This window comes from Piscinibacter sp., from assembly GCF_047600445.1.
Lineage (GTDB): Bacteria > Pseudomonadota > Gammaproteobacteria > Burkholderiales > Burkholderiaceae_C > Piscinibacter.
Map to the genome: position 1 here is coordinate 1,241,264 of NZ_JASGKT010000002.1, position 25,582 is coordinate 1,266,845.

22 protein-coding genes are annotated in these 25,582 nt (G+C 70.9%); 15 read left to right on the forward strand and 7 right to left on the reverse strand.

The window, feature by feature from the left end:
* Positions 1-5: 5 nt before the first annotated feature.
* The 9 genes from nuoL (at position 6) to QM792_RS10045 (ending at position 10,550) form a co-directional block, all read left to right on the forward strand.
* A complete protein-coding gene (nuoL, locus tag QM792_RS10005) occupies positions 6-2,033 on the forward strand; it encodes an NADH-quinone oxidoreductase subunit L (RefSeq protein WP_415149625.1) in 2,028 nt (675 codons plus the stop codon).
* 18 nt (positions 2,034-2,051) lie between these two features.
* Positions 2,052-3,530 (forward strand): NADH-quinone oxidoreductase subunit M, encoded by a 1,479-nt coding sequence (locus QM792_RS10010; protein ID WP_415149626.1) that lies wholly within the window; start codon positions 2,052-2,054, stop codon positions 3,528-3,530.
* 16 nt (positions 3,531-3,546) lie between these two features.
* Positions 3,547-5,028, forward strand: coding sequence for an NADH-quinone oxidoreductase subunit NuoN (gene nuoN, locus QM792_RS10015; protein ID WP_415149628.1), 1,482 nt, complete (start codon positions 3,547-3,549; stop codon positions 5,026-5,028).
* Positions 4,992-5,603: an NUDIX domain-containing protein gene (locus QM792_RS10020; RefSeq protein WP_415149630.1), complete on the forward strand. Its 612-nt coding sequence runs from the start codon at positions 4,992-4,994 to the stop codon at positions 5,601-5,603. The genes nuoN and QM792_RS10020 overlap by 37 nt, the downstream gene beginning before the upstream one ends.
* A 29-nt stretch (positions 5,604-5,632) precedes the next feature.
* Entirely contained in the window at positions 5,633-6,064 is a 432-nt protein-coding gene (locus tag QM792_RS10025; protein WP_415149631.1) for a DUF1178 family protein, read from the forward strand.
* Positions 6,065-6,149: 85 nt separating this feature from the next.
* Positions 6,150-7,469 carry a sigma-70 family RNA polymerase sigma factor gene (locus tag QM792_RS10030; protein WP_415149633.1) on the forward strand — a complete coding sequence of 440 codons (1,320 nt, stop codon included), beginning with the start codon at positions 6,150-6,152 and terminating at the stop codon, positions 7,467-7,469.
* Positions 7,470-7,556: 87 nt separating this feature from the next.
* Positions 7,557-9,956: a TonB-dependent siderophore receptor gene (locus QM792_RS10035; protein WP_415149635.1), complete on the forward strand. Its 2,400-nt coding sequence runs from the start codon at positions 7,557-7,559 to the stop codon at positions 9,954-9,956.
* Between the two features lie 79 nt (positions 9,957-10,035).
* Positions 10,036-10,260: an addiction module protein gene (locus QM792_RS10040; protein WP_415149636.1), complete on the forward strand. Its 225-nt coding sequence runs from the start codon at positions 10,036-10,038 to the stop codon at positions 10,258-10,260.
* Positions 10,257-10,550: a type II toxin-antitoxin system RelE/ParE family toxin gene (locus tag QM792_RS10045; protein WP_415149638.1), complete on the forward strand. Its 294-nt coding sequence runs from the start codon at positions 10,257-10,259 to the stop codon at positions 10,548-10,550. Before QM792_RS10040 ends, QM792_RS10045 begins: the two co-directional genes overlap by 4 nt.
* A 36-nt stretch (positions 10,551-10,586) precedes the next feature.
* Here the strand turns inward: QM792_RS10045 and QM792_RS10050 are convergent, their stop codons facing one another.
* Together QM792_RS10050 and QM792_RS10055 are read right to left on the reverse strand one after the other, a co-directional pair.
* Positions 10,587-11,987 (reverse strand): FAD-binding oxidoreductase, encoded by a 1,401-nt coding sequence (locus QM792_RS10050; RefSeq protein WP_415149640.1) that lies wholly within the window; start codon positions 11,985-11,987, stop codon positions 10,587-10,589.
* Positions 11,984-12,355, reverse strand: a complete 372-nt coding sequence (locus QM792_RS10055) for a DUF2069 domain-containing protein (RefSeq protein ID WP_415149641.1) — start codon at positions 12,353-12,355, stop codon at positions 11,984-11,986. Before QM792_RS10055 ends, QM792_RS10050 begins: the two co-directional genes overlap by 4 nt.
* Before the next feature lie 22 nt (positions 12,356-12,377).
* Here QM792_RS10055 and QM792_RS10060 point away from each other — a divergent pair, with 22 nt between their 5' ends.
* The gene (locus QM792_RS10060; RefSeq protein ID WP_415149644.1) at positions 12,378-13,625 is read left to right on the forward strand and encodes a YihY family inner membrane protein; all 1,248 of its coding nucleotides are present in this window, start codon (positions 12,378-12,380) and stop codon (positions 13,623-13,625) included.
* Here the strand turns inward: QM792_RS10060 and QM792_RS10065 are convergent.
* Genes QM792_RS10065 through QM792_RS10075 form a run of 3 tightly spaced genes read right to left on the reverse strand, consistent with a single transcriptional unit; the run spans position 13,597 to position 17,041 of the window.
* On the reverse strand, positions 13,597-14,910 hold the full coding sequence (locus tag QM792_RS10065) for a diguanylate cyclase domain-containing protein (RefSeq protein ID WP_415149646.1): 1,314 nt from the start codon (positions 14,908-14,910) through the stop codon (positions 13,597-13,599). The genes QM792_RS10060 and QM792_RS10065 overlap by 29 nt on opposite strands.
* A gap of 2 nt (positions 14,911-14,912) precedes the next feature.
* The gene (locus QM792_RS10070; protein WP_415149648.1) at positions 14,913-15,740 is read right to left on the reverse strand and encodes an alpha/beta fold hydrolase; all 828 of its coding nucleotides are present in this window, start codon (positions 15,738-15,740) and stop codon (positions 14,913-14,915) included.
* Positions 15,740-17,041, reverse strand: a complete 1,302-nt coding sequence (locus QM792_RS10075; protein WP_415149649.1) for an O-acetylhomoserine aminocarboxypropyltransferase — start codon at positions 17,039-17,041, stop codon at positions 15,740-15,742. Before QM792_RS10075 ends, QM792_RS10070 begins: the two co-directional genes overlap by 1 nt.
* A 75-nt stretch (positions 17,042-17,116) precedes the next feature.
* Between QM792_RS10075 and QM792_RS10080 the strand changes: the two genes are divergently transcribed.
* The 4 genes from QM792_RS10080 to QM792_RS10095 all read left to right on the forward strand — a co-directional run bounded on the left by QM792_RS10080 (position 17,117) and on the right by QM792_RS10095 (position 23,115).
* A complete protein-coding gene (locus QM792_RS10080; RefSeq protein WP_415149650.1) occupies positions 17,117-17,575 on the forward strand; it encodes a CBS domain-containing protein in 459 nt (152 codons plus the stop codon).
* 29 nt (positions 17,576-17,604) lie between these two features.
* Positions 17,605-18,705: a chorismate synthase gene (gene aroC / locus QM792_RS10085; RefSeq protein ID WP_415149652.1), complete on the forward strand. Its 1,101-nt coding sequence runs from the start codon at positions 17,605-17,607 to the stop codon at positions 18,703-18,705.
* 134 nt (positions 18,706-18,839) lie between these two features.
* Positions 18,840-19,988, forward strand: coding sequence for an efflux RND transporter periplasmic adaptor subunit (locus QM792_RS10090; RefSeq protein ID WP_415149654.1), 1,149 nt, complete (start codon positions 18,840-18,842; stop codon positions 19,986-19,988).
* Between the two features lie 4 nt (positions 19,989-19,992).
* Positions 19,993-23,115 carry an efflux RND transporter permease subunit gene (locus QM792_RS10095; protein ID WP_415149655.1) on the forward strand — a complete coding sequence of 1,041 codons (3,123 nt, stop codon included), beginning with the start codon at positions 19,993-19,995 and terminating at the stop codon, positions 23,113-23,115.
* On the opposite strand, the gene QM792_RS10100 is transcribed toward QM792_RS10095, so the two are convergent.
* Complete coding sequence (locus tag QM792_RS10100) at positions 23,048-24,259, reverse strand: polyhydroxyalkanoate depolymerase (protein WP_415149657.1); 1,212 nt, start codon at positions 24,257-24,259, stop codon at positions 23,048-23,050. The two genes, QM792_RS10095 and QM792_RS10100, sit on opposite strands and share 68 nt — an antisense overlap.
* Before the next feature lie 109 nt (positions 24,260-24,368).
* On the opposite strand from QM792_RS10100, the gene QM792_RS10105 reads away from it, so the two are divergent.
* Positions 24,369-25,085 (forward strand): glutathione S-transferase family protein, encoded by a 717-nt coding sequence (locus QM792_RS10105; RefSeq protein ID WP_415149659.1) that lies wholly within the window; start codon positions 24,369-24,371, stop codon positions 25,083-25,085.
* Positions 25,086-25,098: 13 nt separating this feature from the next.
* On the opposite strand, the gene QM792_RS10110 is transcribed toward QM792_RS10105, so the two are convergent.
* Positions 25,099-25,521, reverse strand: a complete 423-nt coding sequence (locus tag QM792_RS10110) for a cupin domain-containing protein (RefSeq protein ID WP_415149660.1) — start codon at positions 25,519-25,521, stop codon at positions 25,099-25,101.
* Positions 25,522-25,582 lie beyond the last annotated feature (61 nt).

Consider the following 25,582-nt stretch of genomic DNA (forward strand, 5'->3'; position numbering starts at 1 on the left):
CCGCCATGTCCTCGACACTGAACCCCAACCTCCTGCTGGCCGTGCCGCTGGCGCCGCTGGCCGGCGCGGTGGTCGCCGGCCTCGCCGGCAAGACCGTCGGCCGGCGCGGCGCGCACGTCGTCACCATCCTCGGCGTGCTGGTCTCGTTCATCCTCTCGGCGATGGTGCTGAAGTCGGTGGCCGCCGACGGCGCGCGCTTCAACGCCACGGTCTACGAATGGATGGTGCTGGGCAGGCTGAAGATGGAAGTCGGCTTCCTGGTCGACGGCCTGACCGCGATGATGATGTGCGTGGTGACCTTCGTCTCGCTGATGGTGCACATCTACACCATCGGCTACATGGAGGAAGACCCGGGCTACCAGCGCTTCTTCAGCTACATCTCGCTGTTCACCTTCTCGATGCTGATGCTCGTGATGAGCAACAACTTCCTCCAGCTCTTCTTCGGCTGGGAGGCGGTGGGCCTGGTGAGCTACCTGCTGATCGGCTTCTGGTACACCAAGCCGACGGCGATCTTCGCCAACATGAAGGCCTTCCTGGTCAACCGGGTCGGCGACTTCGGCTTCATCCTCGGCATCGGCCTGATCGTCACCTACGCCGGCACGCTGAACTACGCCGAGGCCTTCGCGAAGGCGCCCGAGCTGGCCCGGGGCACTCTGCCCGGCACCGACTGGCTGCTGATCACGGTCACCTGCATTTGCCTCTTCATCGGTGCGATGGGCAAGAGCGCGCAGTTCCCGCTGCACGTGTGGCTGCCCGACTCGATGGAGGGCCCGACGCCGATCTCGGCGCTGATCCACGCCGCGACGATGGTGACGGCCGGCATCTTCATGGTGGCGCGCATGTCGCCCCTCTTCGAGCTGTCCGACGCGGCGCTGAGCTTCGTGATCGTGATCGGCGCGATCACGGCGCTGTTCATGGGCTTCCTGGGCATCATCCAGAACGACATCAAGCGCGTGGTCGCGTACTCGACGCTCTCGCAGCTCGGCTACATGACGGTGGCGCTGGGCGCCTCGGCCTACAGCGTCGCGGTGTTCCACCTGATGACGCACGCCTTCTTCAAGGCGCTGCTGTTCCTGGCCGCCGGCAGCGTGATCATCGGCATGCACCACGACCAGGACATCCGCAACATGGGCGGCCTGCGCAAGTACATGCCCATCACCTGGATCACGTCGCTGCTGGGCTCGCTGGCGCTGATCGGCACGCCGCTGTTCGCCGGCTTCTACAGCAAGGACAGCATCATCGAGGCGGTGCACGCCTCGCACCTGCCGGGCGCGGGCTTCGCCTACTTCGCGGTGATGGCCGGCGTGTTCGTCACGGCCTTCTATTCGTTCCGCATGTACTTCCTCGTCTTCCACGGCGAGGAGCGTTTCCGCCACAAGCCCTTCCCGGGCGAGCACGACCACCACGACGAGCATGACGAACACGGCCATGGCCACGCCCACGAGCCGCACGAGTCGCCCTGGGTCGTGACCGCGCCGCTGCTGCTGCTGGCGCTGCCCTCGGTGGTGATCGGCTACCTGACCATAGCCCCGCTGCTGCACGGCGAATTCTTCAAGGACGCCATCTTCGTCGATGCCGCCAAGCACCCGGCGATGGCCGAACTGGCCGAGCACTTCCACGGCGCGCTGGCGATGGCGCTGCACGGCCTGAGCACGGCGCCGTTCTGGCTGGCGCTGGCCGGCGTGGTCACGGCCTACGTGTTCTACATGGTCAAGCCGGGCATCCCGACGGCGATCGCGCGCACCTTCCGGCCCATCGTGACCATCCTCGAGAACAAGTACTACATGGACTGGATCAACGAGAACATCATCGCCCCGGCGGCGCGCGGCCTGGGCCGCGGGCTGTGGAAGGGCGGCGACGTCGGCCTGATCGACAACATCGTGATCGACGGCTCGGCGCGCACCGTCGGCGCGCTGGCCTCGGTGACGCGCCGCATCCAGACCGGACACCTCTACTGGTACGCGCTGGTGATGATCGTGGGCGTGATCGGCCTCATGACCTGGCAGCTCTGGCCCTACCTGGGCGGCAAGTAGCGGACGGAGAACAAGAACATGGGTTTGCTCAGCTTGGCCATCTGGCTGCCGATCGCCTGCGGCGTGCTGCTGCTGGCGCTCGGGCGCGATTCGAACGCGGGGGCCGTGCGCTGGATGGCGCTGCTCGGCGCGTTCGCCGGCTTCCTCGTCACGCTGCCGCTGATCGGCGGCTTCGACACCACCACCGCGGCGATGCAGTTCACCGAATCGCTGCCCTGGATAGAGCGCTTCAACGTGCGCTACGCGCTCGGCGTCGACGGCCTGTCGATGTGGTTCGTGCCGCTGACCGCCTTCATCACCGTGATCGTCGTGATCGCGGCCTGGGAGGTGGTCACCGAGCGCGTCAACCAGTACATGGGCGCGTTCCTGATCCTCTCCGGCCTGATGGTCGGCGTGTTCAGCGCGGTCGACGGGCTGCTGTTCTACGTGTTCTTCGAGGCCACGCTGATCCCGATGTACATCATCATCGGCATCTGGGGCGGCCCGCGGCGCGTCTACGCGGCCTTCAAGTTCTTCCTCTACACGCTGGCCGGCTCGCTGCTGATGCTGGTGGCGCTGGTCTACCTGTACTACAAGTCGGGCGGCAGCTTCGACATCCTCGCCTGGCACAAGCTGCCGCTGACGGCCACCGCGCAGACGCTGCTGTTCTTCGCCTTCTTCATGGCCTTCGCCGTGAAGGTGCCGATGTGGCCGGTGCACACCTGGCTGCCCGACGCGCACGTCGAGGCACCCACCGGCGGCTCGGTGGTGCTGGCGGCGATCATGCTCAAGCTCGGCGCCTACGGCTTCCTGCGCTTCTCGCTGCCGATCGCGCCCGACGCCAGCCGCGAGTGGGCCTGGCTGATCATCGCGCTGAGCCTGATCGCAGTGATCTACATCGGCCTGGTCGCGTTGGTGCAGCAGGACATGAAGAAGCTGGTGGCCTATTCGTCGATCGCGCACATGGGCTTCTGCACGCTGGGCTTCTTCATCTTCAGCGAGCTGGGCGTCTCCGGCGGCATCGTGCAGATGGTGTCGCACGGCTTCGTCTCGGGCGCGATGTTCCTGTGCATCGGCGTGCTCTACGACCGCGTGCACTCGCGCGAGATCGCCAGCTACGGCGGCGTCGTCAACACCATGCCGAAGTTCGCCGCCTTCGCGGTGTTCTTCGCGATGGCCAACAGCGGCCTGCCCGGCACCAGCGGCTTCATCGGCGAGTGGATGGTGATCCTCGGCGCCGTGAAGGCCGGCTTCGTGCTCGCGCTGCTGGCCGCCACCGCGCTGATCCTCGGCGCGGCCTACAACCTGTGGATGGTCAAGCGGGTGTACTTCGGCCCGGTCGCCAACGAGCACGTCAAGGCGCTGACCGACCTGAACAGCCGCGAATTCCTGATGATGGCCATCCTCGCCATCGCGGTGCTGGCGATGGGCGTGTACCCCAAGCCCTTCACCGACGTGATGCACGTCTCGGTGAACGAGCTGCTCAAGCACGTCGCCCAGACCAAGCTGCTGCCCTGAGCCGGACGAGACGAACATGAACGAGATGAACTGGCTCGCCATCGCCCCCGAGGTCGTGCTGCTGGTGCTGGCCCTGCTGGTGGCCATGGTCGACCTGTGGGTCGAGCACCCGCGCCGCACGCCCACCTACCTGCTGGCGCAGGCCTCGCTGGCCCTGGTGGCGGTGATGCACCTGCTGCGCTTCGACGCCGGCGACACCTTCTACGCCGTGCAGCGCATGGTGGTGGCCGACCCGATGGGCCACCTGCTGGCCTTCTTCGCGACGCTCGCGACGATGATCTCGCTGGCCTACGCGCGCCCCTACGCGGCCGAGCGCGACATGCTCAAGGGCGAGCTGATCACGCTGGCGATGCTCTCGCTGCTGGGCATCTCGGTGATGGTCTCGGCGAACAACTTCCTGGTCGTCTACCTCGGCCTGGAGCTGATGTCGCTGAGCCTGTACGCGCTGGTCGGCCTGCGCCGCGACCATCTGCCGGCCTCCGAGGCGGCGATGAAGTACTTCGTGCTCGGCGCGCTGGCCAGCGGCTTCCTGCTCTATGGCCTGTCGATGATGTACGGCGCCACCGGCTCGCTCGATCTCGGCGAGGTCTTCAACGCGATCTCCGGCGGCCAGGCCAAGCCGGCGGTGCTGACGCTGGGCGTCGTCTTCGTGGTCGCGGGCCTGGCCTTCAAGCTCGGCGCGGTGCCGTTCCACATGTGGATCCCCGACGTCTACCAGGGCGCGCCCACCGCCGTGACGCTGCTGATCGCCGGCGCGCCCAAGCTGGCCGCCTTCGCGATCACGATCCGCCTGCTGGTGGACGGCATGGTCGGCCTCGCGCCGGACTGGCAGCAGATGCTGATGCTGCTGGCGGTGGCCTCGATGGCGCTGGGCAACGTCGTCGCGATCGCGCAGAGCAACTTGAAGCGCATGCTGGCCTACTCGACCATCGGCCAGGTCGGCTTCATGCTGCTCGGCCTGACGCCCACGGTGGTGTCGGGCAACACGCTGTCGGCCGCCAACGGCTACAGCTCGGCGATGTTCTACATGCTGGTCTACGTGTTCACCACGCTGGGCACCTTCGGCATCGTGATGCTGCTGTCGCGCGCCGGCCACGAGGCCGAGCAGGTCGACGACCTCAAGGGCCTGGCCAGGCGCAGCCCCTGGTACGCGGCGGTGATGGCGATCTTCATGTTCTCGCTGGCTGGCATCCCGCCGACGGTGGGCTTCTACGCCAAGCTGGCGGTGCTGCAGGCCATCGTCTCGACCAACCTGCCGCTGTACATCTGGCTGGCGGTGGTCGCGGTGCTGCTGTCGCTGGTGGCGGCGTTCTACTACCTGCGCGTCGTCAAGGTGATGTACTTCGACGAGCCGGCCGACGCGCACCCGATCGCCAGCACGGGCGAGGTGCGCACCATCCTGTCGCTGAACGGCGCGGCCATCCTGCTGTTCGGCATCCTGCCCGGCGGCCTGATGGCGATGTGCGCCCAGGCCATCGTCAAGGCGCTCAGCTCCTGAACGCGCCGGACGACCACCTGCGCGAAGAGACCGTCGCGAGCGAGACGGTCTTCGCCGGCCGGCTGCTCGAGGTGCGGCGCGACCGCATCCGCCTGCCCGACGGCGCCGAGGCCACGCGCGAGTTCATCGTGCATCCGGGCGCGGTGATGGTCGTGCCGATGCTCGACGACGGCCGCCTCGTGATGGAGCGCCAGTGGCGCTACCCGCTGGCGCGCGTGATGCTGGAGTTCCCGGCCGGCAAGCTCGAACGCGGCGAGCCGGCGCGCGATTGCGCGCAGCGCGAGCTGTTCGAGGAAACCGGCTACCGCGCCGCCCACTGGGCGCGCGCCGGCGTGCTGCACAACGCCATCGCCTACTCGAACGAGCACATCGAGATCTGGTTCGCGCGCGGCCTCGTGGCCGGCCAGCGGCGGCTCGACGAGGGCGAGTTCCTCGACATCGAGCTGGTCGACGCCGGTGAGCTCGACCGCCTGTGCGCCGCCGGCGCGGTGACCGACGCGAAGACGCTGATCGGCCTGCAATGGCTGCAGAACTGGCGCGCCGGGCGCTGGAGCATCGACGGCTTCACGCCCTGAGGCGCCCGCCGCACCGGATAATCCGCGCCATGAAGGTCCTGAACCTGCGCTGCGCCCACGACCACCGCTTCGAAGGCTGGTTCGGCTCGGCCGGGGACTTCGAATCGCAGCTCGCGCGCGGCCTGGTGAGCTGCCCGGTCTGCGGCGACGCGGCGATCGCGCGGCTGCCGACGGCGCCGCACCTGAACGTCTCGGGCGCGAAAGAAGAGGGCGGCACGGTCGAGCAGCAGGCCGCCGCGATGCGCGCGGTGATGCTGGGAGCGGTGCGGCAGCTGCTGGCGAGCACCGAAGACGTCGGCGAGCGCTTCCCCGACGAAGCGCGGCGCATCCACTACGGCGAGGTCGAGGCGCGCGGCATCCGCGGCCAGGCCAGCCGCGAGGAAGCGCAGGCGCTGCTCGACGAAGGCATCGAGGTGGTGGCGCTGCCGCTGCCGGCGGCGCTGAAAGACACGCTGCAGTAACACGCCCCGGGCCGGCCGGCGCTCGCCTGCCCGATCCGATGTGGGAATGATTCGCATTCTTCTCGTGCGACTATCATTCGCCCCCATGAGCTTGTCCGCCGACTTCGCGCGCTCGCTGCTGGCCGGGTTCGGCGACGCATATCCGCATCTGCTGCGCGTGGCCCAGCGCAGCACCGGCTGCCGCGACGCGGCGCGCGACCTGGTGCACGATGCCTGGTTGCGCCTGGCCGAGCAGGAGCGCGGCGCGGCGCAGCCTGCGGCCGGCGAAGAGCGGGCCCCGCGCGATGCCGCCGCCTATCTGGCCACGCTGGCGCGCCACCTCGCGCTGGACCACCGGCGCCGCGACCACCTGCTGGCCGACTGCCTGCGCGATGCCGCGGCCCTGCGGCAGGCCGCGCCACCGCAGGTACCCGATGCCGCCGAGCACCTGATGTACCGCCAGGCCCTGGCCGCGCTGGAGCAGGCCCTGGCCGGCCTGCCCGAGCGCGCGCGTGCCGCCTTCGTCGACCACCACGTGCACGGCGAGCCGCAGGCCGACATCGCGCGCCGCCGCGGCGTGGCGCTGAACACCATAGAGCGCGATCTGATGCAGGCGCGCGCCTGCATCGAAGACGCGCTGCATCGCTGGCGCGGCACCGTCCCCGGCGCGGCGCGCCCGGCCGCCGGCCGGCGCCGCAGCCTCGCGGCCCTGCTGGGCGTGGCGGGGCTGGGCGGCGCCGGGCTGCTGGCGTGGCGGCAGTGGAGCGTGTACCGGGCCGATGCCGTGCAATGGCAGGCCACGCTCGCAAGCGGCCGGGGCCAACTGACGCGCCACACCCTGCCCGACGGCAGCGTGCTGCAGCTCGACGCCGAAAGCCGTGCCGACGTGCGCCTGCTGGGTGGCTCGCGCCGCGTCAGCCTGCTCGAAGGCGCGGCCTTCTTCGCCGTGGCGCGCGACGAAGCGCGACCCTTCGTCGTGCAGGCGGGCGCGGTGCGCATCACCGTGCTGGGCACGCGCTTCGGCGTGGAGCGCGTGCCGCTGCGCGACGAGGTGCTGGTGCAGGTGGAATCCGGCCGCGTGCGCGTGGAGCCCGGCGCCGGCGAGCCGGCGCGCGAGCTGGGCGCGGGCGAGGCGCTGCGCGTGCATGCCGGCGGCCGCGCCGAGAGCGAGTCGCTGCACGGCGACGCCGCGCCGTGGCGGCAGGGCGAGATCGTGCTGGCCGGCGCCACACTGGGCGAGGCGCTGCAACGCCTGGCGCGCTACGCACCGCGTGCCGCCACCGCGAGCGCGCAGGCCGCGCGGCTGCCGGTGAGCGGGCGCATCCGCATCGCGCAGGCCGGCGAGTGGCTGGCGGCGCTGCCGCTGGCGCTGCCGGTGCGCCTGCTCAGGCGCGCCGACGGTGGCGTGCACATCGAGAGCCTGTAGGGCAGGGGGATTTTTCAGGGTCCGGCCGCGCCGTTCGTCAAGGAAGGAAGAGCCCCTTCTTCCTTTCCATTCCAGGACGACGACGCCATGACCCCTCCGACCTCCCGCCGGCATGCGCTGGCCCTGGCCGCCTACGGCCTCGCGCTGGCGCTGCACATGCCGGTGGCATCCGCCCAGCAGGCGCCCTTCGACATCGCCGCCCAGCCTCTGGCCACGGCGCTCGACCAGTTCGCGCGCCAGGCGGGGCTGCAACTGGTGTTCTCGCCCGCGCTCGCGCAAGGGCGCCAGGCACCCGCCGTGCAGGGCACGCGCGACGTGCGTCAGGCGCTCGACGAACTGCTGCGTGGCTCGGGGCTGGCCGGGCGCATCGAGGGCGGCACGCTGACGGTGGCGCCGCTGGCCAAGGAGCCGGCCGAGGCGACGCTGCCGGCGGTGAAGGTGACGGCGCAGCCCGAGCGCAGCGGCTCGACCGAAGGCACCGGCTCGTACACCACGCGCAGTACCGAGGTGGCCACCGGCCTGAACCTCTCGTTGCGCGAGACGCCGCAGTCGGTGACGGTGATCACGCGCGAGCGGATGGACGACGGAGGCACCAACACCCTGGTCGATGTCGCCGCCCAGGCACCCGGCATCTCGATCATCGCCTCGGGAGCGTCGGTGGGCGGTTTCGCGTCCCTGTATGCACGCGGCTACGAGGTGAAGAACTTCATGCTCGATGGCGTGCCCGTGCCCACGTGGGCCATCGCGGCTTATGCCTTTCAGGGCCTGAGCTACCTCGATTCGGCCGTGTACGACTCGGTGGCCGTGGTGCGTGGGGCCACGGGCCTGTTGGCTGGCGCGGGCGACCCCTCGGCCACCGTGGCGCTGGCGCGCAAGCGGCCCACGCCCGAGTTCCAGGCCTCGCTGTCACAGTCGCTCGGCACCTGGCGGCAGCGCCGCACCCTGGGCGACGCGGGCGGGCCGCTGAACGAGGCCGGCACGCTGCGTGGCCGTGTGGTGGGCGTCTATGAAGCCGGGCATGGCTGGAAGGAAGGCTATGGCTACGACAAATACACGGGCTACGCCGTGCTGGAGGCTGACTTGTCCAGCCGCACCCTGGCCACGCTGGCGCTGGAGTTCGGCGGCGACCATGGTCGTGGTGCCGGGCCGTACATGGGCTATGCGTTGTCGGATGTGAACGGCGACCCGACGGGCTTCGGCCGCAGCGACAGCGCCGTGACCGACTGGAGCTTCTACCGGGACCGCCGCATCGCCCTGACGGCGGCGCTGGAGCACCGCTTCAACGACGACTGGCAGGTCAAGCTGGCCTACAACCGTAACCAGGTGAAGGACAACATGCACTATGGGCTGGCGGGAGACTGGCCCGAGCCGGACGGCACGGTCCCTCTGCATCTGCGCAGCTACCGCCGCAAGAACGACGTGGATTCGCTGAGCCTCAAGGCGGATGGCCGCTACGAGCTGTGGGGCCGCAAGCACGAAGTCACCCTGGGCTTCAATGGCGCCTGGGCCAAACAGAAAACGCCGGTGTTCCATGTGGACCTGGACAACCTCGTCGACGTCTATACCTGGAACCGCCAGTTTCCCCAGCCGGACTGGACTGCCTTCGATGAGCCGGGTGGTATCGACAAGGTGGGCCAGTACGGTTTCTGGGCCGCGACCCGCTTGCGCGCGACCGATCAGTTGTCCGTTCTGGCCGGAGCGCGCTGGACCGCCTGGCGCTCGCGCAGCCTGGATGCGGCGGGGGTGATGACCGACGACCGCAAGGAAAACGGTGTTCTCACGCCTTACGTGGGCGTGATGTACGACCTCACGCCGGGCATTTCCGCCTATGCCAGCTACACCACCATCTTCAACCCGCAGTCCAGCCGAGACGTGAACGGCCGCCTGCTCGACCCCGAGACCGGCAAGAACATCGAGGCCGGCATCAAGGGCGAATGGTTCGGCGGCCGCCTGAACGCCAGCGCAGCGGTGTTCCAGGTGAAAAAGAACAACCTGGCCGTGCTGGACGACGGCAACCTGACCCCCGGCGGGGACGACGCCTACCGCGCCGAAGACGACACCCGGGGCCGCGGCTGGGAGGTGGAGCTGGCGGGCGAGCCGCTGCCCGGCTGGCGTGTGCAGGGCGGCTACACCCGCATGGTCTTGCGCGACAGCGGCGGCCTGCGCCTGGCCAATGACCAGCCCAAGCACCTGTTCAAGCTGTTCACCACCTGGACGCCCGCCGGCCTGAACCAGTTGACGGTAGGCGGCGGCGTGACCTGGCAGAGCGCGACCTTCACCGATTGGGTGGACGAGTCGTGGCGCGAGCTCTACACGCAGAAGAGCTACGCCGTGGTCAACCTGATGGCGCGTTATGCCTTCAGCGAGCCTTGGACGCTGACGCTGAACTTCAACAATGTCTTCGACAAGGCCTACCGCACCGACATGGCATGGCACGAATACGGCCCGCCGCGCAATCTCCAGGCAACGCTGCAGTACAAGTTCTGACGCGGGGCGGGCTCACACCGCCCGCCTCCGAAACCCGGGCTGTGGCATGCTGCGGCCAGCGAGTTGCCCTGGATCCATCATGTCGCTACCCGTCGAAGACCTTGCAGCACAAGCATTGAGCCTGCCGCCCGAAGACCGGGCCTTGCTGCTGGAGCGGCTGATCGCCAGCTTCGAGCCCAAGTCGCCAGCCCAGGAGGCATGGTTCAAGCTGGCCCAGCGCCGCCGCGAGGACGTCCGTGGCGGCCGGGTGCAGATGGTTCCCGGTGACGAAGCGCTCGCGCGGGTAAGGGCACGCCTGGCGTGAGTTACTGGATCCACCCCGAGGCCGAAGCCGAGTTGGGTGATGCTGCCGTCTATTACGCCAGGCATGCCAGCCTGTCCATCGCGCAAGCGTTCCTTGCCGAGTTCGAGCGGGTGCGAGACCTGCTCGTCGAGAACCAGCAACGTGGCCCACACGGCGAGTTCGGATTTCGCGTGTACCACTTCGATCGTTTTCCCTACACCGTGATCTACGACGAAGGTCCACGCGGACCGGAGATCTACGCCGTAGCGCATCAGCGTCAGGAGCCGGGCTACTGGCTGGAGCGCGCCTAGCCGCGCTCCGACGGCGTTGACGGCAGTGATCGTCTCTTAAACCACCCGCCCCGGATTCATCCGCCCCTGCGGGTCGAGCGCGCCCTTGACCGCGCGCATCAGCTTCAGCGCCACCGGCGACTTGCGCTGCGCCAGTTCGTCGCGCTTGAGCGCGCCGATGCCGTGCTCGGCCGAGATCGAGCCGCCGTGCGCCGTCACGGCGTCGTAGACGATCCGGTTCACCTCGTGCTCGCGCTCGGCGAGGAAGCGCTCGGCCGGCTCGTCCTCGGGCGCCTGCACGTTGTAGTGCAGGTTGCCGTCGCCGAGGTGGCCGAAGTCCACCAGGCGCACGCCGGGCACGGCGCGCGCCAGCGCCTCGTCGGTGGCGCGCACGAAGTCCGGGATGCGCGAGATCGGCACCGAGATGTCGTGCTTGATGTTCAGCCCTTCCAGGCTCTGCGCCAGCGGGATGGATTCGCGCAGGTGCCACATGGCGCGCGACTGCTCCAGGCTGGCCGCGACGGCGGCATCGCCGATCAGCCCCTTCTCGAAGGCGAGCGCGAGCAGGTCTTCGAAGCGCTGCGCGGCCTCGGCCGCGCCTTCGCTGGACGACTGCTCGAGCAGCACCGTCCAGGCCGCGCCCGGCAGTGGCTGCGCCAGTTGCGGGAAGTGCCGGCCCACCAGCTCGAGCGAGAAGCGGTTCATCACCTCGAAGCCGGTCAGCGCCGCGCCCAGGCGCTCGCGCGCCAGCGACAGAAAGGCCACGGCCTCGTCGAGCCAGTTCAGCGTGGCCAGCGCCGTGCCGCGCGTGGCCGGCTGCGGATGCAGCTTCAGCGTCGCCGCGGTGATCACGCCCAGCGTGCCTTCGCTGCCGATGAACAGGTCGCGCAGGTCGTAGCCGGTGTTGTCCTTGCGCAGGCCCGACAGGCCGTTCCACAGCTCGCCGTCGGCCGTCACCACCTCCAGGCCGAGGCACAGCTCGCGCGCGTTGCCGTAGCGCAGCACCTGCGTGCCGCCGGCGTTGGTGGCGAGGTTGCCGCCGATGGTGCAACTGCCTTCGGCGGCCAGGCTGAGCGGGAACAGCAGGCCTTGCGCGGCGGCGGCTTCCTGCACCGATTGCAGCAGGCAGCCGGCCTCGACCGTCATCGCCAGGTTGGCGGCGTCGATCTCGCGCACGCGGTTCAGCCGGCCGAGGTGCAGCAGCACCTGCGTGCCGCTGTCGTCGGGCACCGAGGCGCCCACCAGACCGGTGTTGCCGCCCTGCGGCACGATGGCGACGCCGAACTCGGCGCAGGCGCGCACCACGGCGGCGGTCTCCTCGGTGCTGCCGGGGCGCACGACCAGCCGCGCGCGGCCGCGCCAGCGCTTGCGCCAGTCGATCTCGTAGGCCGACAGGTCGCCGCCTTGCAGCACCTGGGCGCTGCCGACGATGCCGCGCAGCCGTGCCTCCAACGTCATGCTGTGGCCTCCTTGGCGCCGCGCAGTCGCGAACGCACGTGCAGCGCGCAGGCCGCGAACAGCGCCAGCGCCAGCACGACTTCGAGCAGTGCCAGTTGCGCCGACAGGCCGTGCTCGGTGGTGGCGCGCACCACGCCCTCGGCGAAGTACAGCCACACCAGCAGCGACACCCAGCGGTAGGTGTAGAGCCGGCGCTTGAGCAGCCCGGCCAGCGCCAGCGTGAGCGGCAGCACCTTGAGCGCGAGCATGCCGCCGCCGGTGGGCGCGAGGAACAGCTCCCAGGCGAGGCCCAGGACGATCAGGCCGAGCAGGCTGGCCACCGCGATGCGCTGCGTCCAGGCCACGGCGGGCGGAAGGGTGTGGTGCATGTCGCTGGCTATCATGCCAGCAATGAATCTGCCGACCCGTCTGAAGGCGCGGCTGCCCGAGAGCTGGAGCGAGCGCATCGCGCTGCTGCTCGAGACGCTGCAGCACTGGCCCTGGCTCGACACGCTGCGCACGCTGCGGCTGCGCTTCCGCGAAGACCACCTCGGCCTGACCGCCAGCAGCCTGACCTTCACCACGCTGATCTCGCTGGTGCCGCTGGTCACCGTCACGCTGGCGGTGTTCTCGGCCTTCCCGATGTTCGCCTCGTTCCAGGTGGCGCTGCAGAAGTACTTCCTGCAAAGCCTGGTGCCCGACGGCATCGCCAAGCCGGTGATGGGCGCGCTGACGCAGTTCGCCGCCAAGGCGAGCCGGCTCGGCTCGGTGGGTCTGGTGTTCCTGGGCTTCTCCGCGCTGGCGCTGATGCTGACCATCGACCGCACGCTCAATGCCATCTGGCGCGTGCGCAACCCGCGCCCTATCGCGCAGCGCGTGCTGGTCTACTGGGCCGCCGCGACGCTGGGCCCGCTGGTGCTGGGCATCAGCCTGAGCCTGACCTCCTACGTGCTGTCGGCTTCGCGCGGCATCGTCGCCGAACTGCCGGGCGGCGTCAGCCTGCTGCTCAACACCATCGAGTTCGCGCTGCTGGCCGGCGGCATGGCGGCGCTGTACCACTACGTGCCCAACACCGCGGTGCGCTGGCGCCACGCGATCGCCGGCGGCGTGTTCGTGGCCATCGGCTTCGAGCTGGCGAAGAAGGGCCTGGCCTGGTACCTGGCCAAGGTGCCGACCTTCGCGGTGGTGTACGGCGCGTTCGCGACGCTGCCCATCCTGCTGGTGTGGATCTACCTCGGCTGGGTGATCGTGCTGCTGGGCGCGGTGATCGCCGCCTACGCGCCCAGCCTGCAGATGCGCGTGGCGCGCTGGCCCGACCGCCCCGGCGCGCGGCTCGGCCTCGCGCTGGCGCTGCTCGCCGAGCTGGCGCGCGCGCGCCAGGGCGAGGCGCGCGGGCTCTCGCTGGCCGAGCTGTCGGAGACGCTGCGCGTCGATCCGCTGCAGGCCGAGCCCATCGTCGACGCGCTGGTGGAGATGGACTGGCTGGGGCGCCTGGACGAAGCCGACGCGGCGCGCCACGTGCTGCTGGTCGATCCGGCCGCGACACCGGCCGCGCCGCTGCTGGCGCAGATGCTGCTGGAGCCCTCGCCCGAGCTGCGCGCTTTCCGCGAGCGCGCCGGCTTCGACCGCCTCACGCTGGCGGAGCTGCTGCCGGGCTGACCGTGCCGTCGCCGTGCGCCGGGCCGTGGTGCGCGCGGTCCTTGCCGAGCCGCTTGGCGGCGTACATCGCGTCGTCGGCGGCCTGCAGCAGCTTGAGCGGATGCTGCGCGTCCAGCGGCGCGAGGGCGTAGCCGATGCTCGCGCTGACGCCGCCGCCGCTCACGCCGGCGCTGACCTCGCGCACTGCCTCGAGCATGTGCAGCGCCAGCGCGCGGGCGCCGGCCGGGCTGCGCACGCTGGCCAGCACCAGGAACTCGTCGCCGCCGAAGCGGCCCACCGCGTCGTCGGCGCGCACGCTGGCCTGCAGCGCCTGCGCCACCCTCACCAGCAGCGCGTCGCCCTCGCGGTGGCCGAGCCGGTCGTTGACGGCCTTGAAGCCGTCGAGGTCGACGAAGAACAGCGCCACCGGCTCGTGCTGCGCGGTGACCATCGCCGCGTCGATGCGGTCCATCATCGTGCGGCGGCTGTAGACGTCGGTCAGCGTGTCGCGCTCGACGCTGCGGCGCAACTGCTCCTGCGCGACGGTCATCTCGTGCACGTCGATGGTCACGGTGTACAGGCCGGCCACGCGGCCGTCGGCGTCGAAGTCGGGCACGTAGCTGGTGCGCAGCCAGCGCGGGGCGCCGGGGCTGTTGGCCATGCCGCCGACCAGCCGCGTGTAGTGCACCGTCTTGCCCTCCAGCGCGCGGCGGAAGTGCGGCTCGTGCTCGGCCCAGCGGCGCGCGCCGCGCGCCGCGCCGATGTGGCGGCCGACCAGTTGATCGGCCGACTGGCCGGCGATCTCGCAATAGGCCTTGTTGACGAAGCGCAGCACGAAGCCCTCGTCGACGTAGGTCAGCGGGTAGGGGATGTTCTCGGTGAAACGATCGAGCCGCACGCGCGCCGCGACCAGCGCCTCGCGCGCGGTGACGTCTTCGTGGATGTCGGTGGACAGCGTGAGCACCGAATGCACCGCGCCGTCGGCGTCGGCGTCGGGAAAGACCTGGATGCGCGCCCAGCGCCCGGCCTGCACGCCGTGGTGCATCAGCCGCTCGTAGCTGGTGGTGGCGCCGCGGAAGGCGCGCTCGAAGGCGGGCCGCGCGCGCTCCCAGGCGTCGTCGCCGAACAGCTCGGCGAGCGTGCGGCCGATCAGCTCGTCGCGCGGGCGCGCCGCCCAGTGCTGGTAGGTCGGGTTGCAGAACAGCAGCCGCGCATCGGCGTCCCAGCGCGCGATCGGCAGCGCGGCGACGTTGACCAGCCGCTCGATCGTGCTCTGCGCCGGGTCGTCGCGCGCGGGGTCTGGCATGGTCACGCGGGGGGTGCGGCGGGTTGGAACGCGCGCCTGAGCGCATTCAACACGCCGTCAGGCGCCTCGGTCATCAGGGAATGCCCGGCGGGCAGCGTCACGCTGTCGGCGCGCAGCGCCGTGGCGATCGCGCGGGCCGCCTTGGGCGGCGTCATCTGGTCGAGCGCGCCCAGCACCAGGCTCACCGGACAGCGCACCCGCGCCGCCGCCTCCAGGCCGTTGGCGTAGGCGTCGCAGACGCGGAAGTCGTGCTCGAACAGGTTCATGCCCTCGCGCCCGGCGCCGCCGGCGAGCACGCGCCGCATCAGCGCCCGGCTGCTGCCGTGCAGCCACACGCCGGGGCCGGGGAACGAGGGCTTGGCGGCGATGCCGCTGTGCGAGAAGGCGTTGACCATGTCGATGGCGGCCAGCGGCCGTTCGCGCGCGGTGGCCAGCAGCGCTTCCGACACCTTCATCGGGCAGGCGGTGCCGAGCATCGCCAGCGCCGTGATGCGCTGCGGCGCGCGCGCGGCCATCTCCAGGCCGACCAGCGAGCCCATGCTGTGGCCGGCCACCGCGGCGCGCGGCGCGCCGGCGGCGTCGAGCACGGCCAGCGCCCAGTCGGCCAGCGCCTCGACGCTGTCCAGCGGCGGGCCCGCGCTGCGGCCGTGGCCGGGCAGGTCGAGCGCCAGCACCGCGTGGCCGTGGTGCGCGAACCAGCGCGCCAGCAGGTTCCACACGCTGTGGTCGTTGAGCGCGCCGTGGATGAACACCACGCAGGGCAGGGCGGTATCGAAGGGTTTGCCGCCGGTGTAGGCGTAGGCCGGGCGGCCTTGCACGGTCAGCTCCATCACGCCCCCGCCTTTTCCGCGATCTTCAGCGCGCGCTTCAGGTCGTCGATCAGGTCGTCGGCGTCTTCCAGCCCGATCGACAGGCGGATCGTGCCCGGCGAGATGCCGGCCTGGTCCAGCGCCGCGTCGTCCATGCGGAAGTGCGTGGTCGAGGCCGGGTGGATCACCAGCGAGCGGCAGTCGCCGACGTTGGCCAGGTGCGAGAACAGCTTCAGCGCCTCGATGAAGGCGCGCCCCTGGGCGCGGCTGCCTTTCAGGTCGAAGCTGAACACCGAGCCGCAGCCGCGCGGCAGCAGCTTCCTCGCCAGCGCGTGGCTGGGGTGGCCTTCCAGCTCCGGGTAGGCCACCGCCGCCACCAGCGGATGCGCGGCGAGGAAACCCACCACCTTGCGCGTGTTCTCGACGTGGCGCGCCATGCGCAGCGGCAGCGTCTCGATGCCTTGCAGGATCAGCCAGGCGGTGTGCGGGCTCATGCAGGCGCCGAAGTCGCGCAGGCCCTCGCGGCGCGCGCGCAGCAGGAAGGCGCCGACGCTGCTCTCCTCGCTGAACACCATGCCGTGGAAGCCCTCGTAGGGCCGGGTCAGCTCGGGGAAGCGGCCCGAGGCGTCCCAGTCGAAGCCGCCGCCGTCGACCAGCACGCCGCCGATCACCGTGCCGTGGCCGGAGAGGAACTTGGTGGCCGAGTGGAAGACCAGGTCGGCGCCGTGGTCGAAGGGCTTCATCAGCCACGGCGTGGTGAAGGTCGAATCCACCAGCAGCGGCAGGCCGTGTTCGTGCGCGACGGCGGCGACCGTCGGGATGTCGAGCACGTCCAGCCCGGGGTTGCCCAGCGTCTCGCCGAACAGCAGCCGGGTCTCGGGGCGGATCGCCGCGCGCCAGCCGTCGATGTCGCCCGGCTTGACGAATGTCGTGTGGATGCCGAAGCGCGCCAGCGTGTAGTGCAGCAGGTTGTGCGAGCCGCCGTACAGCGCGCTCGACGCGACGATGTGCGCGCCCGCGCCGGCCAGCGTGGCGATCGCCAGGTGCAGCGCCGCCTGGCCGCTGGCGGTGGCGATCGCGCCGACGCCGCCTTCGAGCGCCGCGACGCGCTCTTCCAGCACCGCGTTGGTCGGGTTCGAGATGCGGCTGTAGACGTGCCCCGAGCGCTCCAGGTTGAACAGCGACGCGGCCTGCTCGCTGGACTCGAAGACGAACGAGGTGCTCAGGTGGATGGGCACCGCGCGCGCGCCGGTGGCCGGGTCGGGGGCGGCGCCGGCGTGCAGCGCGAGGGTGTCGAAGCCTGGGTCCGTGGCGCCGGGCATGGGGGTGTCCTCCGGGGTGTCTTCGCCGGGCATTGTGGGCTATATTGAACCGAGGCTTGCGACTGGGAGACGATCATGAAGGTCAGCGACATCCTGCGCGTCAAAGGTGGAACGCTCTACACGGTGAGCCCCTCCGAGGCGCTGGCCACCGGCCTGAAGACCATGTCCGAGCGCGACATCGGCTCGCTGGTGGTGATGGACCACGGCGAGCTGACGGGCATGCTCACCTTCCGCGAGGTGATCCAGGCGATCGTCAGGAACGGCGGCAGCGTCGGCACGACGACGATACGCGCCGTGATGGACGACCACCCGCTGACCTGCACGCCCGAGACCGAGATCGACGAGGTGCGCCGCATGATGCTGGAGCGCCACGCGCGCTACATGCCGGTGATGGACCAGCGCACGCTGATGGGCGTGATCTCGTTCTACGACGTGGCCAAGGCCGTGGTCGACAGCCAGGACTTCGAGAACCGCATGCTCAAGGCCTACATCCGCGACTGGCCGGTCGACGAGGCGCCCGCGCAGCCGAGCTGAGCGCGGCCGCGCGCACCTAGAATCGCCGGATGGCAGGCAGCACCTTCGGCGAACTCTTCCGCGTCACCAATTTCGGCGAATCGCACGGCCCGGCGATCGGCTGCGTGATCGACGGCTGCCCGCCCGGAATGGCGCTGTGCGAAGCCGACATCCAGCCCGAGCTGGACCGCCGCCGCCCCGGCACCAGCCGCCACGTCACCCAGCGCAACGAGCCCGACGCGGTGGAGATCCTCTCCGGCGTCTACGAGGGCCGCACCACCGGCACGCCGATCTGCCTGCTGATCCGCAACACCGACCAGCGCAGCAAGGACTACGGCAACATCCTGCAGACCTTCCGCCCCGGCCACGCCGACTACAGCTACTTCCAGAAGTACGGCCTGCGCGATCCGCGCGGCGGCGGCCGCTCGTCGGCGCGCCTGACCGCGCCGATGGTCGGCGCCGGCGCGGTGGCGAAGAAGTGGCTGGCGGAAAAACACGGCACGCGCTTTTCCGGCTGGATGACGCAGCTCGGCGAGATCGAGATCCCGTTCGAGGGCGAGCAGCACATCCCGGACAACCCCTTTTTCGCGGCCAACGCGAGCGACATCGCGCGCCTCGAGGCCTACATGGACGAACTGCGCAAGGCCGGCGACAGTTGCGGCGCGCGCATCGCCGTGGTGGCGCGCGGCGTGCCGGTGGGCCTGGGCGAGCCGCTGTTCGACAAGCTCGACGCCGACATCGCCTGGGCGATGATGGGCATCAACGCGGTCAAGGGCGTGGAGATTGGCGCGGGCTTCGCCAGCGTCGCGCAGCGCGGCAGCCAGCACGGCGACGAACTGACGCCGCAGGGCTTCGCGAGCAACAACGCCGGCGGCGTGCTCGGCGGCATCTCCACCGGGCAGGACATCAGCGTCGCCATCGCGATCAAGCCGACCAGCTCGATCCGCAGCCCGAAGCGCTCGATCGACCTGGCCGGCCAGCCCGCCAGCGTCGAGACCTTCGGCCGCCACGATCCCTGCGTGGGCATCCGCGCCACGCCGATCGCCGAGGCCATGCTGGCGCTGGTGCTGATGGACCATGCGCTGCGCCAGCGCGCCCAGTGCGGCGACGTGCGCCCGGCGCTGGCGCCCATTCCCGGCCGCATCGACTGAGGCGCGCTTCGTCGCGCGCCGGCGCAGCCCGTCGGCCGCGTGGCGCGGGCTGTCGCATAGGGAGTGGTGAAAGCGCCATCCGCTCCTACACTGGCGCCCGCTTCACGAAAGCAGGCCCTGGCAGGAGACGACGGATGCGACGAGCGTGGTGGCTGGCAGGTGCCGTGGTGGTGCTGGCCGTGGCGGCGGCCTTCGGTGCCGCCCGGATGAAGGGGGCGGACGCCGCCGGGCACGCGCCGCCCGAGCCGGCCCTCGAGTTCGGCCCGCGCGAGGTGGTGCGGCCGCTCGCGACCGGCCTGCCGCTGACGCTGGAGTTCTCCGGCGCGCTGGTGGCGCCGCGCAGCGCGGTGCTGCGCGCCAAGACCGCCGGCACGCTGATCGAACTGGCGGTGGCCGAGGGCAGCCGCGTCAAGGCCGGGCAGGTGCTCGGCCGCATCGACCTCGCCGACATCGACAGCCGCGTCGCCGAGCGCGCCGCGACGGTCGAATCGGCGCGCGCCCAGCTCGCGCAGGCCGAGCGCGTGCATTCGTCGAACCAGCGCCTGGCCGACCAGCAGTTCATCTCGCCCAACGCGCTGGACGCCTCGCGCTCGGCGCTGGACGCGGCGCGCGCCGGTCTGGACGCGGCGCAGGCCCAGCTCGGCACCGCGCGGCTGGCGCGGCGCGACGGCACGCTGCTGGCGCCGATCGGCGGCCTGGTCGCCAAGCGCCACGCGCTGCCGGGCGAGAAGCTGGCGCTGGAGCAGCCGGTGCTGACGCTGGTAGACCTGGCCGAGCTGGAACTGGCCGGCAGCGTCGGTACGCACGAGGTGGCGCTGCTCGCGCCGGGCCAGGCGGTGCGCGTGCGCGTCGAGGGCGTGGACGCGGACGTCGAGGGCCGCATCGACCGCATCGCCCCGGCCGCCGAACCGGGCACCCGCGCGATCGGCGTCACCGTGCGCGTGCCGAACCGCGACGAGAAGCTGCGCGCCGGCCAGTTCGCCGTCGCGCGGCTGACGCTGCCCGACGCGACGCCGCGCCTGACCGTGCCGCTGGCCGCGCTGGCCGGCTCGCCCGGGCAGGCACAGGTGTGGACCATCGAGGGCGGCGTGCTGGCGCTGCGCTCGGTCACGCTGGGCCGGCGCGACGAGGCGCAGGCGCGCGTCGAGGTGCTCGGCGGCCTGGCGCCCGACGCGCAGGTGCTGGCGCTGCGCTTCGATGGCCTGCGCGAAGGCCGCGCCGCCAAGGTGGTGGCGCCCGCCGCGGCCGTCGCGTCGGCCGCGTCCGGCGCGCCGCTGCGCTGAGCCCATGTGGATCACGCGCGTCTCGATCGCGAACCCGGTGTTCGCCACCATGATGATGGTGGCGCTGTGCGTGCTCGGGCTGTTCTCCTACTTGCGGCTGGGCATCGAGCAACTGCCCGACGTGCAGCCGCCGGTGGCTTTCGTCGACGTGGCCTACCCGGGCGCCTCGCCCGAGGCGGTCGAGCGCGAGCTGACCAAGCCGGTGGAGGAGGGCCTGAACGCCATCGCCGGCGTCAAGCGCATCACCTCGCGCAGCTTCGAGGGACGCAGCCAGACCAGCGTCGAGTTCACGCTCGACGCCGACATGGCGCGCGCGATGCAGGACGTGCGCGACCGCATCGCCGTCGTGCAGGGCGTGTTCCCGCGCGACGCCAAGCCGCCGACGGTGGCGCGCTTCAACAACGACAACAGCCAGCCGGTGGTGGTGGCCGCGCTGATGTCGGCCACGCGCAGCCCGCGCGAGCTGTCCATCCTGGCCGACCAGACGGTGGCGCGGCGCCTGCAGCGCGCCGAGGGCGTGGCCAGCGTCGAGGTCAACGGCCTGTCGCGCCGCGAGCTGCGCATCGACCTCGACGCCGGGCGGCTGCGCGCCTACGCGATCACGCCGGCGCAGGTGGCGGCGGGGCTGCGCGAGGCGCATGCCGACCAGCCGGTGGGGCTGCTGTCCGACGCGACTCAGGACGCCATCCTGCGCGTCGAGGGGCGGCTGGACGACCCGCGCCGGTTCGCCGACCTGGTGGTGGCGCAGCGCGGCGGCCTGCCGCTGCGGCTGGGCGACCTCGGCCGCGTGGTCGAGCGCGAGCGCGAGCCGGAGTCGATCGCGCGCGTCAACGGGCAGCGCGCCGTCAACTTCAACGTCTTCAAGCAGCAGGACGCCAACACCGTGGCCAGCGGCGAGGCGATCAAGGCCGCGATCGAGGAACTGCGCAAGACGCTGCCGGCCGACGTGGAGCTGCGCCTGGTCTACGCCAGCAGCGACTTCGTCAAGGGCTCGCTGCAAGGCCTGCAGCACACGCTGGTCGAAGGCGCGCTGCTGACGGTGGCCATCGTGTTCCTGTTCCTGCATTCGTGGCGCAGCACGGTGATCACCGGGCTGACGCTGCCGATCTCGGTGATCGCCAGCTTCATCGCCGTGCACGCCTTCGGCTTCACGCTGAACTTCATGACGATGATGGCGCTGTCGCTGTGCATCGGGCTGCTGATCGACGACGCCATCGTGGTGCGCGAGAACATCGTGCGCCACGTGCACCTGGGGAAGGACCACCTCAGCGCCGCGCGCGAGGGCACCGAGGAGATCGGCCTGGCGGTGATGGCCACCACCTTCGCGATCTGCGCGGTGTTCGTGCCGGTGGCCTTCATGGGCGGCATCGTCGGCAAGTTCTTCCATCCTTTCGGCATCACGGTGGCGGTGGCGGTGCTGGTGTCGCTGTTCGTCAGCTTCACGCTCGACCCGATGCTGTCCAGCCGCTGGCCCGATCCGAGCGGCACGCCCGGCGCGAAGCGCATCCCCGGCCTGGCCGCGCTGATCCGCGCGGTGGACCGCGGCATGGACGCGCTGCATGCCGCCTACGAGCGCCTGATCCACTGGGTGTTCGAGCGGCCGCTGCGCAACCGCGCGATCGTGCTGGCGGCCGGCGCGGCGAGCTTCGTCGGCGCGCTGGCGCTGGTGCCGGTGGTCGGCAGCGAGTTCGTGCCGCAGGCCGACCAGGGCTTCACGCAGCTCGCGATCCGCATGCCGGTGGGCGCGAGCCTGGCGCGCAGCGACGACAAGGTGCGCCAGGTGGAGGCCATCGTCGCGGCGCTGCCGGAAGTCGCCACGCTCTCCACCAACGTCGGCGGCGAGGGCACCGGCCTGCAGGTCGGGCGCAACCAGGCGGTGCTCAACATCGGGCTGGTCGAGCGCGCGCGGCGCTCGCGCTCGCAGAAGCAGGTCGAAGAGGCGATACGCGCCGAGATCGCGAAGATTCCCGGCATCGAGGTCTCGGTCGGCTTCGACCGGCCGATCTACGTGGCCGTGCTCGGCAACGATGCGCAGGCGCTGGCCGCCGCGGCCAGCGCCCTGGCCGAGAAGATCAGGAAGATCCCCGGCATCGCCGACGTCGAGCTGTCGGTCAAGCCGGGCACGCCGGCGTATGCGGTGCGGCTGAAGCCCGGCGCGGTGCGCGAGCTGGGCCTGACCGCGCCGCAGCTCGCCGCCAGCCTGCGCGCCTACGTCAACGGCGAGGTCGGCACCTACTGGACCACGCCCGACGGCGAGCAGGTCGAGGTGCTGCTGCGCCTGCCCGAGGCGCAGCGCCGGCGCGTGGCGCAGATGGGCGAGCTGCCGGTGGCCTTCGCGAAGGACGGCACGCCGATCGCGCTGGCCGCGGTGGCGACCATAGCACCGGTGACCAACCCCGAGGTGATACGCCGGCAGGACCTGCAGCGCCGCGAAGCCATCTTCGCCGGCGTGCAGGGCCGCCCGGCCGGCGACGTGGGCGAGGACGTGCGCAAGCTCGTCGAGGCCACCGCGCTGCCCGCCGGGCTGCGCTTCGACATCGGCGGCGCCACCAAGGACCAGGAAGAGGCCTTCGGCGCGATCCTCGGCGCGATGCTGCTGGCGGTGATCTTCATCTACATCGTGCTGGCCAGCCAGTTCGGCAGCTTCGTGCAGCCCGTCGCGATCATGGCCTCGCTGCCGCTGTCGCTGATCGGCGTGATGCTGGCGCTGCTGGCCTGGCGCAGCACGCTGAACATGTTCTCGATGATCGGCCTGGTGATGCTGATGGGCCTGGTGACCAAGAACGCGATCCTGCTGGTCGATTTCGCCAACCGCGCGCTGGCCGCCGGCGCCAGCGTGCCCGAGGCGCTGCTGCGCGCCGGCCAGGTGCGCATGCGGCCGATCATCATGACCACCGCGGCGATGGTGTTCGGCATGCTGCCGCTGGCGCTGGCCTTCAACGAGGGCGGCGAGCTGCAGGCGCCGATGGGCCGCGCCATCATCGGCGGCGTGATCACCTCGACGCTGCTGACGCTGGTGGTGGTGCCGGTGCTGTGGAGCTTCCTCGCCGGCGGGCGGCTCAGCCCGACACGTGAACCACGTCGCGAACCAGCGGATAGATCTGGTTCTGCCAGCGCCGCCCGCTGAACACGCCGTAGTGGCCGACGCCGGCCTGCACGTAGTGCGTGCGCATGTACGGCCGCAGCCGGCTGCACAGCTCCTGCGCGGCGACGGTCTGGCCGACCGCGCAGATGTCGTCGCGCTCGCCCTCGACGGTGACCAGCGCGGTGCGGCGGATCGCCGACGGATCGACGCGCCGGCCGCGGAAGCGCAGCTCGCCGCGCGGCAGGTCGTAGGTCTGGAATACGCGCTCGACGGTCTCGAGGTAGAACTCGGCCGGCAGGTCGGCCACCGCCATGTATTCCTCGTAGAAGCTGCGCGTCGCGGCGGCCTTCTCGTGCTCCTGCTCGACCAGCGCGACGTAGTAGTCGCGGAAGGCGCCGAGGTGGCGCTCCTTGTTCATGCTCATGAAGGCGGTGAGCTGCACGAAACCCGGGTAGACGCGCCGCCCGCGCCCGGCGAAGTGCCAGGGCACGCGGCTGATCAGGTTCTGCTCGAACCATTCGATCGGCCGCGTGGTCGCGAGCTTGTTCACCTCGGTGGGCTCGACGCGGCAGTCGATCGGGCCGGCCATCAGCGTCAGGCTGGCGGGCGTGGCGGGGTGCTCGTCCTCGGCCATCAGCGCGGTGGCGGCCAGCGCCGCCACGCAGGGCTGGCAGATCGCCATCAGGTGCGCGCCCGGGCCCATCGCGGCGAGGAACTCCATCACGTGGGCGATGTACTCGTCGAGGCCGAAGCGGCCCTGCGCGAGCGGCACGTCGCGCGCGTTGAGCCAGTCGGTGACGTAGACCTCGTGGTCCTGCAGCACGGTGCGCACGGTGTCGCGCAGCAGCGTCGCGAAGTGGCCCGACATCGGCGCGACGATCAGCACGCGCGGCTGCGCCGGCGCGCCCGCCTTGGCGAAGCGGCGCAGCGTGCCGAAGGCGGCGTGGTGCACCTCGCTCTCGGTCACCTCCCAGTCGCGCCCCTGCGCGTGCACGCCGCGGATGCCCCAGTCGGGCCGGCGGTGCGTCACTTCGGCCAGGCGCATCACCTCGCAGGCGGCGGCGAGCCGGCGCTGCGGCGCCTGGGCGCCGAGGCGCTCGTCCAGCAGCATCGGGATCGCCGCTTTCATCATCGAGCGCAGCGGCCACATCACGTCGGCCTGGGCCTGGTAGGCGTGGTACATCAAGGGCGGTCTCCGGGTGCTCTCTGTGATGACGGGCAGCGAGCAACTTGCGCGCCAAGGCCGGTGGCATGTGGCTTGCTCGACCCGGGGCAGGCCCGAAAGAGGAGACACCATGCCCGTTGCCGCCCCCGCCCGCAAGAAGCCCGCCGCCAAGCCGGCCGCCCGGCGCGCCGCGGCGCGCCCGACGCTGACGCTGTCGAGCAAGAACTACTCGTCGTGGTCGCTGCGCGGCTGGCTGCTGTGCCGCTTCGCCGGGCTGGACTTCGACGAGGTGATGGTCTCGCCCGACGACGCCGATGCGCGCAAGGAACTGCTGCTGCTCGCGCCGTCGATCCGCGTGCCCTGCCTGACGCACGACGGCGCCAGGGTGTGGAACACGATGGGCATCGCGCAATACCTGGCCGAGGTCTTTCCCGACGCCGGGCTGGTGCCGGCCGAGCGCATCGCGCGCGCGCATTGCCGCTCGATCAGCGGCGAGATGAACTCCGGCTTCGCCAACCTGCGCTCGTCGCTGCCGATGAACCTGAAGGCCAGGCATCCCGGCTACAAGGTGTGGGCCGGCGCGCTGCCCGACATCGAGCGCATCGTCGAGATCTGGAGCGAGTGCCTGTCCGCCTACGGCGGGCCCTACCTGTTCGGCAGGCAGCGCACGATGGCCGACGCGATGTTCGCGCCGGTGGTCGCGCGCTTCCTGAGCTACGACGTCGCGCTGCCCGCGCCCTGCGCCGCCTACTGCCGCACCATCATGGCGATGCCGGAGATGCAGGAGTGGGTCGCGGCGGCGCGCCGCGAGCCCGAGGAGATCGAGGAACTCGACATGGAGTTCTAGGCGGGCAGGGCGCTCATTCCCACTTCGACGGCTCCGGCACCTCGGCCGGCGCCGGCATGTCGATGGTCTTGAAGTCGGCGGGGCCGACGACCTCGAGATACTCCATGTCGGGCGAGTAGTCGAACAGGTAATGCACGATGCCGGGGCGCTGGTGCACACAATCGCCCGCGCTGACCAGCGTCTCCTGGTCTTCGTACATGAACTTCGCCCAACCCTTGAGCATCAGCACGATGTGGAAGTCCGCCTCGTGGCGGTGCCAGCCGGTGCCCTTCTCGGGCGCCATGTTGGCCTTGACGAGCTGGGCGATCACGCGCCCCTTCGTGGCGCTTTCGACGCCCAGGTCCTTGTAGAGGAAGAAGTCGCGCAGCCCGTCGCTGCGCCAGGCGGTGTCGCCCGGCCTGACGTGCGAGAACGTGGTGGTGGTGATGTCGAGCATGGCGGTCCTCCGCATCCGTGGATGCGGGGGCCATGCATCAACCGTTCCACGCGGGCGGCCG